This is a genomic window from Acinetobacter sp. ANC_7511, from assembly GCF_056779975.1.
In genome coordinates this window covers 12,253-23,538 of record NZ_JBWYIY010000014.1, presented here as the reverse complement: position 1 = coordinate 23,538, position 11,286 = coordinate 12,253, and the positions used below count along the sequence as shown (strand labels likewise).

10 protein-coding genes are annotated in these 11,286 nt (G+C 37.0%); all 10 read right to left on the bottom strand.

Annotation, left to right across the window (positions count from 1 at the left end; all coding sequences use genetic code 11):
* Positions 1-192: 192 nt before the first annotated feature.
* The 10 genes from AC1M9L_RS10640 to AC1M9L_RS10595 all read right to left on the bottom strand — a co-directional run bounded on the left by AC1M9L_RS10640 (position 193) and on the right by AC1M9L_RS10595 (position 11,270).
* Positions 193-1,179 carry a TauD/TfdA family dioxygenase gene (locus tag AC1M9L_RS10640; RefSeq protein ID WP_481592087.1) on the bottom strand — a complete coding sequence of 329 codons (987 nt, stop codon included), beginning with the start codon at positions 1,177-1,179 and terminating at the stop codon, positions 193-195.
* 17 nt (positions 1,180-1,196) lie between these two features.
* Positions 1,197-1,940, bottom strand: coding sequence for a class II aldolase/adducin family protein (locus AC1M9L_RS10635; protein ID WP_228143120.1), 744 nt, complete (start codon positions 1,938-1,940; stop codon positions 1,197-1,199).
* Positions 1,930-2,931, bottom strand: a complete 1,002-nt coding sequence (locus AC1M9L_RS10630) for a ketopantoate reductase family protein (RefSeq protein ID WP_481592086.1) — start codon at positions 2,929-2,931, stop codon at positions 1,930-1,932. Before AC1M9L_RS10630 ends, AC1M9L_RS10635 begins: the two co-directional genes overlap by 11 nt.
* A 38-nt stretch (positions 2,932-2,969) precedes the next feature.
* A complete protein-coding gene (locus AC1M9L_RS10625) occupies positions 2,970-3,743 on the bottom strand; it encodes an ABC transporter ATP-binding protein (RefSeq protein ID WP_481592085.1) in 774 nt (257 codons plus the stop codon).
* A complete protein-coding gene (locus tag AC1M9L_RS10620) occupies positions 3,740-5,542 on the bottom strand; it encodes a branched-chain amino acid ABC transporter ATP-binding protein/permease (protein WP_481592084.1) in 1,803 nt (600 codons plus the stop codon). Before AC1M9L_RS10620 ends, AC1M9L_RS10625 begins: the two co-directional genes overlap by 4 nt.
* A complete protein-coding gene (locus AC1M9L_RS10615) occupies positions 5,539-6,576 on the bottom strand; it encodes a branched-chain amino acid ABC transporter permease (RefSeq protein ID WP_035266350.1) in 1,038 nt (345 codons plus the stop codon). Before AC1M9L_RS10615 ends, AC1M9L_RS10620 begins: the two co-directional genes overlap by 4 nt.
* An 88-nt stretch (positions 6,577-6,664) precedes the next feature.
* Positions 6,665-7,807: an ABC transporter substrate-binding protein gene (locus AC1M9L_RS10610; protein ID WP_180028233.1), complete on the bottom strand. Its 1,143-nt coding sequence runs from the start codon at positions 7,805-7,807 to the stop codon at positions 6,665-6,667.
* A gap of 35 nt (positions 7,808-7,842) precedes the next feature.
* Entirely contained in the window at positions 7,843-9,078 is a 1,236-nt protein-coding gene (locus AC1M9L_RS10605; protein WP_481592083.1) for an OprD family outer membrane porin, read from the bottom strand.
* Between the two features lie 226 nt (positions 9,079-9,304).
* Entirely contained in the window at positions 9,305-10,267 is a 963-nt protein-coding gene (locus AC1M9L_RS10600; protein ID WP_180028234.1) for a p-hydroxyphenylacetate 3-hydroxylase reductase component, read from the bottom strand.
* Positions 10,268-10,316: 49 nt separating this feature from the next.
* Positions 10,317-11,270: a PDR/VanB family oxidoreductase gene (locus tag AC1M9L_RS10595; protein ID WP_481592082.1), complete on the bottom strand. Its 954-nt coding sequence runs from the start codon at positions 11,268-11,270 to the stop codon at positions 10,317-10,319.
* Positions 11,271-11,286 lie beyond the last annotated feature (16 nt).

Genomic DNA, 11,286 nt, shown 5'->3' with positions numbered 1-11,286 from the left:
TTTGAAGATATGATGCCGAACCATATAGCGCTAACAAAAAAAGAATATTGTTTAGGTGATCAATCGAATTAGACTGTAATTATTTTTATACTCAGCTCTAAATCAGACACGTCTTAAAACCTTTGAGTAATTGCAAAAAAAGACTCGACCTTAAAAGGCCGAGTCAGGTTATAGTCAAATATTGAGCATTTTTTATGAAAGATTTAATTTTTGAATACCATTTCTACCTGGGAAATCCTTTGCTAAAGATCGAGCATTAGGCATTTTTAACCATAATCTTAATAATTTTCTTCGCTTTGAGATGTCTTCATCATCTATAAATGATGATCGTGAATGCATTACACAATAGTTATTACAGAACTGCATATCACCCGGTTCAAGCATCATATCTAGTCTGAGATCAGGATCTTGTATGTACTGATCGAAAATATCAAGTGCATCGACTTGAACTCTGGATAAAGGTATTCCTTTTCGCTCATGCCCAAGCTCAATATAAGCTCTTAAATAGCGACAGCTTAATTTGTTTTCATAATAACTAAAAATTGGTGTCAAGGTAGGTTCTAGATCTCCCAAATGATCACAATATGTTGGATGATAATAATAACCAAGATATTCAGGATAATTTTCTAAAATTCTATTGTAGACTGTGGCAGCACTGACGAGACTACTCAATCCTCCACTCTTTGCTTTTCTAATTGATAGCAATCCAACTACGTCAGATAAGTCAGTGTGGTAAGGGAGATATGCGTTTGTTTCATAAACTCGCGTTGATTTGTTGTTAAGATCACCAACGTTTTCTACTTTACCCAATAAATCGCCTTTAGGATTTTGGGTAACGGGTTGACCCATATACATGCCTATTAAATAGTAAATAATCGCCAATTGGCGTTCACTAAATTTAGAGACATCCAAACCTTTTAATAGAAAGAAACCATATCCATTCTCAAGCTCATCGGCATATTTTTTAAATTCAGATAAAACTTGTGGATTATTAATCGTTAAATGCGTGTTATTCAATTGATCAATTTCTAGATCTTGTTGTTCTATCAATTGCAAATTTTGGCTTAATTCATGAAGCATTTCTTCGCTTAAATAATAAGTCCAATCTGTCTGATTTTTTAGGTCTTTGCCCACCCATGCCGACTTATGACTGATTTTCTCTTTTAATATCGTATTCATCGCAATCTATCCCTGAACTAGTGTTTGTTTTCCTGCATTTTTCGAACCATTGCATTAAAAAATTTATCTGCGAAAGCACTTTCTTGAATTAACATTTGAGTTAAGTCTGCACACTTCTGTTTTACGATATGATCTAATTCAACATCGTCACCACGCATTGAATCCGCTTGGCATTGTATTTCTGCGGCTCGTTGAACTGTCCAGAGTAGGAAAAAAGCTTTTTCAATCGTACTCTCTCCCACAGCTACACCATGATTTCTAAGTACCAGAATGTGATGATCACCTAAACTTTTGATCATTCTTTGTTTTTCTTCTTCGAATAGAGTAATGCCTTCAAAGGCGTGATAACCTACCCGCCCATATAACTGCGCACCATAAAAATTGTCATTTTTAAAGCCATCTTTCTTTTGTGCAATAGCACTGATTGGTGTGGTATGTGTATGTATTAAACATCGAATATCATCACGAGCACCATGAACAGCACTATGTAAAGCAAATCCTGCAGGATTGGCATCATATTCAGAATGAATCACTTTATTACCGTTTAAATCTACTTTTAATAAATTTTCGGGTGTGATTTCCGTATAGTTCAAGCCGAAAGGATTTACTAAATAATAGTGTTCAGCTCCTGGTAAGCGCGCTGAGACATGATTAAAAATTGTTTCCGTCCAACCAAAATAATCAATAAGGTGATAACAATTCGCTAATTTAACTCTGAGCGCCCATTCAGCTTCAGAGACATTCAATACATTATTTTTCATCTTCATTATTCCTTGTTCTGGCTTGTTCGCTTAAATAGACCGTTAATTCATATATAAGTTTGGATGTCGGCATCGGACATTCATAAGCATCTGCCAATTCAAATACAGCTTCTGCAATGGGTGCTAACTCTAAAGGGCGACGATTTTTGTAGTCATGCCACATTGATGTATATGTTTCCCCCATCTCTGAACCTAACTTTAAAAATGTGTTTGGGTCGATATTGATACGAGCGCCATAGCAAGCCGCAACAGCTCGAACTTCATATAAAATTTGTTGAGTAATTCGAATTAAATTTTGATCAGCATAAATTTTACTTAGCGGAGCATCAGCCACAACCGATAATGGATTGGAGCTCAAGTTAGCCATAACCTTGGTCCAAATTTGATCTCGGATGTTTTCTACGGGTCGTGCTTCAATACTTGTATTTTCAAACAATTCAACAAGCGCATCTAATCGTTCAGTCATTTGATGACTCGGCTCACCAAAGATCAACAAATACGGATTGTCTGATTTGACCTCATTTTCATTGACACTTTGCGCTGTAATAAATACAACAGCGCCAATTAAATGTTCTAATGGAAAATGGTCATTTAAAACGCCCTGTTGATCTAAACAATTTATCCTTGAATTTTTAGAGTTATTCTCTAAACCGTAAAAATACCAAAAGGGTATTCCATTCATTAACGGGACAATGACTGTCGCGTTATGCATATAACGCTTCAGCTGAGTTGAAATTTCATATAAAGCGTTAAACTTCGTTGCTATAAAGATAAAATCTTGTTTTTCAATGCATTCTTCTGTATCCACAATTCGAGATGGATGTACTTGGAATTCACCCAGTACATCTTTTAAGTGAATCCCTTTTTGCTTTAGCGTTTCGACTTTTTCCCCTCGCGCGAGAACAGTGACTTGGTGTCCTGCTAGCGTTAATCTAGCAGCAACTACACAGCCTATAGCTCCAGCACCATATACCAAAATTTTTTTTGACATCCATTCAAATCCCTGAAAAGCGTATGAGTAGTTATGTTCTAAATAGCTAATACGTCTTGATGCTTACTATTAATTCCTAAGTAACTTTCGATGATTCTTGGATCTTCAACTAAATCAGAGCCCCTTCCTTCCATTGAAAGCTCTCCCATTTCTAAGACATAAGCATAATCTGCAAGTTTTAAAGCAGCTCTAGCATTCTGCTCAACTAACAAGATAGACACGCCATGTCCTCTTAATTGGTCAATCACCTTAAAAATTTCTCGGGTGATGAGTGGCGCTAATCCCAAACTCGGCTCGTCTAGCATCAACAATTTAGGTTTAGCCATGAGTGCACGACCCACTGCAAGCATTTGTCGTTCACCACCAGAAAGTGTTCCTGCTTGCTGTGATCGTCTTTCTTTCAAACGAGGAAAAATGTCATACACTTCATCTAAAGTGCTCAAAATCTCTTTGTCTCTTTGGCGATAGCGTTGAAAAGCGCCAAGCATAAGATTGTCTTCAATAGACATTGTTCCAAATAACTCTCGTTTTTCAGGCACTAATCCAAGCCCACGAATGACCATTTGCTCAACCTGTGGACATTGCTCCACATGTCCATCGAAATCGACGTGTCCTTTAGAACCCAGCACCCCCATAATTGCAGACAATAAAGTTGTTTTACCCGCACCATTTGGACCAACAACAGAAACAATTTGGCCTTGATTAACACGCATATTAAAATTTGAAAGCGCTTCGACTTTTCCGTAAGCAACACTCAAATTATTTACTTCTAGCAGAGGCGTGCCCTCTTGATTTCCAAGCATTGTGATCATGCAGCACCTCCTAAATAAGCTTCCAATACAGCTTCATTTTTTTGAATTTCTTCTGGTAATCCTTCAGCAATTTTTTGACCAAACTCCATGACCACAATTCGGTCTGCGAGATTCATGACAAAGTCCATATCATGCTCGACCAAGAGAATTGCCATACCTTCAGCACGTAATTTAGATAGAAGTTCAGCTAAGGCTTGTTTCTCTTTAAATCTTAATCCTGCTGCGGGCTCATCAAGTAGTAATAAGCTTGGGTTCGCACATAAAGCACGTGCAATTTCTAAAATACGTTGCTGCCCGAGTGCTAAACTGCCAGCTTCGACATACAAATATTCTCCAAGCCCTACACGTTCTAGTTGATATTTAGCCTCATTGAGAAGTTCATTTTCTTCAACTCGATCAAGAAGTAACATGGATGAGATGACACTTTTTTCTCCGCGCAAATGTGCACCTATGGCTGTATTTTCTAATACAGTCATTTCAGGCAATATTTTTACGTGTTGGAATGTACGACTTAATCCTAATTTGGCAATTTCTCTGGATGGTATGCCATTTATTTTTTTACCTTTAAATAAAACTTCACCACTTGTTGGAACATCTACACCTGATATTTGATTGAACATGGTACTTTTACCAGCACCATTCGGACCAATTAAAGCGAGAACCTCTCCAGCGTGAATTTTCAGATTCATTTCATTGTTCGCAACCAAGCCACCAAATTTTTTCGTGATGTTCTTCGCATCTAATATCAATTCACCCTTGTTGATTTGATTTTCTACTTTGTCCATTTGAGGAATGGGGTGGATTGAAGGATATAAATCTACAGGCTTATATTTATTTGGGATCAACTTAGTAATAAATGACCAAATCCCTGATGGTGCTTTTTGCATCAATACAACAATGATTAATCCAAATACGATTGTTTCATAATGACCTTGTCCGCCAAAAATAATAGGCAAAGCGTCTTGCAACCATTGGCGTACCATGGTGAATATGCCTGCACCTAATATTGCACCCCAAATACTACCGACACCGCCTAACAACGCCATAAACAAGTAGTCGATACCCATTTGGAGTCCAAAAGGTGTCGGGTTAATAAAAGTTTGCGTGTGTGCATAAAGCCACCCTGAAATTGATGCAAAAATTGCAGCAATCACAAAGATGATCATTTTTGCTCTAAACGTATTTACTCCCATAGACTCAGCCATTACTTGTCCGCCTTTCAAAGCACGGATTGCTCGCCCCTCTCGAGAATTTAAAAGATTTTTTGTCAAAATAATGGCAATAAATACAATGAGCCAAATGAGGTAGAACATTTTGTTGCCGTTATCAAAGGCAAATCCTGCGATAGAAATAGAGGGAATATTCGAAATTCCAGAATGCCCACCTAAAGTTTCAATGGTCGAAAAGAAATAATAAAGTGAAATGCCCCAAGCGATCGTACCTAAAGGCAGATAATGTCCTGAAAGTTTAAGTGTTAAGCCACCCACCAAAATCGCAGATGCGACTGTAATGAATATTCCGAGCAGAAGTCCAAACCAAGGATTGCCACCTGTCCATGCGAGGAAACTTGGTAATTGTTCAGTCACAGTTAAGTAAGCAGTTGCGTATGCGCCAATTCCAACTAAGGCTGCTTGACCAAATGTAGTCATGCCTCCAACGCCTGTCACCAATACTAGACCTAACACGACTAATGCATTTAGACCAATATAGTTCAATAAAGTGACTTGATAGGTCGGTAAAAAAAATGGGCTGATGAATACAATTAGCGCAAATATAAAGAAATAAGTTTTTGATTTCATTCTTCATCCTCCTCAACATGACGAGTTGTGAGTGATTTCCAAAGTAAGAAAGGAATAATTAATGTAAAGACGATGATTTCTTTGTAATCACTTGCCCAAAACATTGAGAAAGACTCAATAACACCAACAATCACGGCACCAATTGCTGCGACCGGGAAGCTGATTAGTCCTCCAATGATTGCCCCTACAAATCCCTTCAGACTTAAAATAAATCCTGAGTCGTAATACAGGGTTGTGATCGGTGCAATTAAAATGCCTGATAACGTTCCGATAAATGTAGCTAAAACAAAAGTCAGTTTGCCCGCAAAGATTGGAGAAATACCCATGAGCTGTGCACCGACTCGATTGACAGCGGTTGCATGCAATGCCTTACCATAGAGTGTTTTTTCAAAGAAATACCAAAGCACTAAAATCATCACAAAGAATGAAACGATAATGATCAAAGTTTGACTGCTTAAAACAAGAGTCCCAATTTCAAAGCTTTTATCACTAAATGGTTGTGTTTGAGCACCATTTGGACCGAATATCACGAGTCCTAAACCGACTAATGCCACATGAACCGCTATCGACACGATCAATAAAACTAAAGGTTTGGCTGCGACTAAAGGTTGAAAAAAAGTGCGATACATTTGAGGACCAAGCGGTGTAATCACAGCCAAAGTCAATAAAACTTGAATTGGCATTGGAAGCGTCGCTAAAGGTAGTGTGTACATCGCGATAACGATCAAAGAAATATAAATCAATGACGCAATAAAAATTTTGATATTAAATATTTGATTTTTAAAAAATTTAGCGTATAAATCCAGACTTGTATTGACAATAAAAAACGCAACTACCAGCCAAACTATTAAGCTTGGAATACCTGCTTGAATGGATGCCAAAGTCAATGCACCAAATACAGCAAATTCACCCAATGGAATAAGTAATATCCGAGTGACAGTAAAAACTAAAATGATACATAGCGCTAATAATGCATAAATAGCACCACTGGTAATACCATCCTGCCCCAAAATTAACGCGATATTTAAATCCATAACATCTTCCTACCCTTTTTTGAGGATGAATTTACCTAGAGCGATATATGCATATCGCTCTGAGTTTATTTATGATGAAAAGCTAAATTTACTTCAGTAGTTTCCACTGACCATTTTTAACAATGATCATTTCACGCCCACGCTTGTCAAATCCACTATGATCAGATGGGCTCATGTTATACACGCCTTGAGTTCCTGCGACTTCTTTTGTAGATTCCAATGCATCACGTAGAGCTTCACGGAATTGCACGGTGCCAGGCTTTGCTTTTTTCAAAGCAGTCGGTACAGCTTTTTCAAGCAAAATACCTGCGTCATACACATTTGCCCCGAAAGTTGCAGGTGTTTGTTTATATTTTGCTTTATAATCATTGATATATTTAGTAGCAATTTTCTTAGAAGGATGTGTATTAGATACTTCATTTAAAACAAGCATTAAACTGGCAGCTAAAATCGTATTTTCTACTTTCTTGCCACCCATTTTTAAATATTGATCTAAAGCCGCACCATGCGTTTGATAAATTTGCCCTCGATAGCCTCGATCATATAAAGCAGTTTGTGGAGGCACTGCTGAACTACCTGGTGCTGCAACTAGAATTGCCTGTGGTTTTTTACTTATGAGTTTTAACGCTTGACCAGTTAGAGAGGTATCTTGACGTTGAAATGATTCTTGAGCAACGATTTTAATCCCATTTTTCTTTGCTAAATTCGCTAAGACTTTTCCCCAGTTTTCTCCGTACGGATCAGCAGTACCGATAAATCCTAGAGTTGTAATTTTTCGCTTCACCATATCTTGCACAAGCGCTTCTGCGATGATTTCATCATTCTGAGTGGTCTTAAACACCCATTTTTTTTGATCCGTCATTGGCATGACTATCGTAGAAGTTCCAACCGGTGCAAGAAGAGGTACTTTCGCTTTAGCAATCGTCCCAATCACAGCAGAAGCATTTGGTGAACCAGAAGGACCAATGATTGCATCAACTTTGTTTTCTTTAATTAGTTTCTCGACAGCTTTGACAGATGCTGTAGGATCACTCGCATCATCAAGAGAAATATATCGAACGTTCTCATTACCAATTTTTTTAGGTAATAAAGCAACTGTATTTTTTTGTGGTATACCTACCATTGCTACAGGTCCGGATGATGATGTCACAACTCCAATCGTGATATCAGCTTGAGCATAAGTGGCAATTGCGATTAAGCTTGTTGATAATAATAATTTTTTAAACATCATATAATCTCCAGTTTGTCCATTAACTGTTTATGTAATTAGAATTTATAGCTATATGTAGTAATGATTCGATTTTCAACAAAATCATTACCATTGGTTGTTCCTGCACCATATTTAGTAGTCGTGTCGATATACCTCCATTCTATACCCAACCCTTTAAAAGACCCTTCTGGAACGGTGTAGCCGACAATGAAATTAGCTTCAGTTTCTTTATTATCTGGTAGGCCATTACGCTCTATGTTCGTACCATATAAATAACGCAAAGTCGTTCTTAAACCCGGCAAACCAACATTTTTAAAGTCATAAGAATAAAGTGCATGATAAGTAAGTTCTTCAGGTTTGATGAAACCTAAAGTTGACCAAGTATGTAGGAAAGGTTGAGGAGCGAATCCATCAAATGTTGGAAAATTGGTATCCCCGGAATTTTTTTGAACACCTGCAGCAAAACTATGTGAGCCATTTTGAATGTTGGCCTGAACGCCAAATGTTTTGCTATCTATGTTTCCATAGTATTTGTCACCAGCTTCACTGTTATGGAAATAACGTGCATCTAATTTGATTTTAGAGTCGCCAATTTGAGTGTTATATGCTGCATTTAAATAATGTTGGTTATAAATATCTTCCAGCTGACCAAACCAGTAAGAGCCTGAAATTTTAGGGCTAAAATTATAGTCTAAACCAACATAACTTAAACCATTACTTTCTATTCTTGCTTTACCTGGTGCAAACAAGCTTAGTTTTTCAAACTCATCATCATTACGCGCATTAATATGCGTGATTCGTCCAGCAGACAGTTTTAAATCTTGAATGGCTTTGGTTTCAAATGCCGCACCAGCATATGTTGTCACCAACTGACGTGAATCATCAATAAATGCAACAGGTGTTTTTGGCGAAAGTTCCCCAACTAATAGCTCAGAATCTTTATATTTCAGCTTTAAGGTTGCACCAAATTTATTATAACTACGTTCTTGCTCATTTTTTATGGGATCAAATGGTAAGATCGAATCAGACCTTTCAGCATTATGATTTGATAATCTTAGTGCGTAACTTGAAGTCACGTCAAAACCCACCTGAATGGGTGTATTGGTATAACCTGAACTAAACTTTAGACCTAATGATTGTGACCAACTACCAACATCAGGCTGTGTTGTGTTATTTCGATCAATAAAGAAATTTCTTAAATTTATTGTCGTTTGACTATCTTTTACCAAGTCCGCATAAACTGCTGTATTACAGCAAATTGCTAGTATTGCAAATGTAGGTAACTTTTTCACTCAACTTCCCCTTAGTTTTTTACTGATTTTCTCACTCAACCCTGTTTAATTATTTCTATTCAGCTATATGAAATTTCATATATTCAACCCAATTCTTTTCCAATTCCATAGAAAATTCAATTTTCTTTTAAGTATATTTATATACCTTAATTAATAATTAAATCCCTTTTAAATCTTCATAGATTGAAAAAAAGGCCAAATGATCTAACATTTAGCCCAATTTGATTTAATGAATACCCGCAATATCTTTTAGAATGGTGATAAAAGTATTCTTTTCTTGGTCACTGTATTTTGCAAATACTTCATTTTGATGCTCATCAGCTATATCAAATAAATAATGTGCGGTTTTTTTACCTTTATCCGTTAATTGGTAGAATTCTTCTGTTTCGACTAGTAGCTCATCTTTCTTAAGGATTTCCGCTGCTCTTTCTATTTCTCGCATAGGCATTGCTATATCACGTGGCAAATCATCTTTGCATGAACTTGCACCACTGCCTAGCACTAAAAGCATTCGAGCTTCACTCGTTCTAAAACCTGTGACTAATTGCTTTGGGATGTAATCATTTTGATAAAACTTGAATGCTCGACTCATGAGATAGGCAACATTATTATATAAGTTACCTTGATATAGTTGACCCAAATCATCGGTTTGGACCGGATTTGAATCTTTAATTCTTAACATTGGGTGTGGTGTTACTGCTGAGTACGCACCCTGGTGATATACTAATGGACTACGACCTTCATCTTGAAAATTAACGACCTTTCCAATAATAATCCAGTGATCCCCGCCTTCTACAATTTGAAATAATTCACATTCAAAAACAGCAGAGCAATTTTCCAGAACTGGAGCATTACCTACACCCAAACGGTAGTTTGCTCCTTCGAATTTATCAATATTGCGTTTAGCAAATTTATTCGATACCTCGATTTGTGATCCAGATAAAATATTGACTGCAAAATGACTAGAGTTTTTAAAAACTTCAAAACTGGTCGATTTTTTATCAATACTCCACAAGATTAAAGGTGGGTCTAATGAAACTGAGTTAAAACTATTGGCAGTTACACCCACTTTTTCACCTTGCGCATTTTGCGCTGTAATAATAGTAACCCCAGTTGCAAAATTACCGAGTGCTCTGCGGAATTTCATCGGATCAATAGCTTGTTCTTCCGATTTTTGATAACTATTCATTCCCTTCTCCTGAATCCCAAAATGACCTTCCATGATGGCAATTCAACTATTAAATATCTAAAACTAATCTCGGTGTTTTTGATCGAGAACAACACACTAAAATCTGCTCATTACTTTCTTTTTCTTCGTCAGTAAAGTAGACGTCTCGATGATCGGGTTCGCCTTCAAGCACATCACACATACACGTTCCACAAACGCCCTGTTCGCACGATAACTCGACTTTAATCCCTTCTCGCGCTAAAGCTTGCAGAATAGTTTCCTCTGGAGCTACTTGAATCGTTTTACCACTTTGTTGTGCAACAACTTCAAAACTAGCGCCACCTAAATCAATATCTACCTGAAAATATTCTTTATGTAATTGATCGGAACTAAAACCCTTAGACTCAGCAAGATTAATAATCCAATCCATAAATCCATTAGGACCACAGGTATATAAATGTGAATCTTTGGCAATATCTTTCATTGCGTGATCAAAAAATTCACGATGATTTGCACCATCATCTTTAAAATGGAAAGTTGTATAACTCGCTAAGGGACCTTGCTTGATTTCATCTACAAATGCAGCGGTTTGTTTAGAGGCTGCACAATAATGCAATTCAAATGACTTATTCTTATTCAATAAATCATAAGCCATGGTAATTAACGGTGTAATCCCAATACCACCACCAACTAAAACGCTGTGAGATGCATCTAACAATGGGAACAAATTTTTAGGATGGCTGACTTGTAGTTGCATCCCTTCAGAGATGTCATTAAACGCCGACAGTGATCCCCCTCTTGATGCTTCGTCTTTTAAGATCCCTAATCGAAAAACACCTTTTAAACTAGGATCTTGACATAGAGAATACTGACGGATTAAACCATTAGGCAGGAATAGATCGATATGTGATCCAGCTTCAATTTCAGGTAATGGAGACTCAGTTGCTGAAATTAAATCTAATACAACAACATTTTCCGCTTCTACTGATCTTTTATTTACTATTACGGAGTATTTTTCGTTCATAGTTTTCCCCTTTATG

Excerpts from the sequence above, each read along its gene's own strand:
- AC1M9L_RS10620 (WP_481592084.1), bottom strand. The coding sequence starts at position 5,542 with ATGAAATCAAAAACTTATTTCTTTATATTTGCGCTAATTGTATTCATC.
- AC1M9L_RS10600 (WP_180028234.1), bottom strand. The coding sequence starts at position 10,267 with ATGAATAGTTATCAAAAATCGGAAGAACAAGCTATTGATCCGATGAAA.
- AC1M9L_RS10635 (WP_228143120.1), bottom strand. The coding sequence starts at position 1,940 with ATGAAAAATAATGTATTGAATGTCTCTGAAGCTGAATGGGCGCTCAGA.
- AC1M9L_RS10625 (WP_481592085.1), bottom strand. The coding sequence starts at position 3,743 with ATGATCACAATGCTTGGAAATCAAGAGGGCACGCCTCTGCTAGAAGTA.
- AC1M9L_RS10630 (WP_481592086.1), bottom strand. The coding sequence starts at position 2,931 with ATGTCAAAAAAAATTTTGGTATATGGTGCTGGAGCTATAGGCTGTGTA.
- AC1M9L_RS10610 (WP_180028233.1), bottom strand. The coding sequence starts at position 7,807 with ATGATGTTTAAAAAATTATTATTATCAACAAGCTTAATCGCAATTGCC.
- AC1M9L_RS10640 (WP_481592087.1), bottom strand. The coding sequence starts at position 1,179 with ATGAATACGATATTAAAAGAGAAAATCAGTCATAAGTCGGCATGGGTG.
- AC1M9L_RS10615 (WP_035266350.1), bottom strand. The coding sequence starts at position 6,576 with ATGGATTTAAATATCGCGTTAATTTTGGGGCAGGATGGTATTACCAGT.
- AC1M9L_RS10595 (WP_481592082.1), bottom strand. The coding sequence starts at position 11,270 with ATGAACGAAAAATACTCCGTAATAGTAAATAAAAGATCAGTAGAAGCG.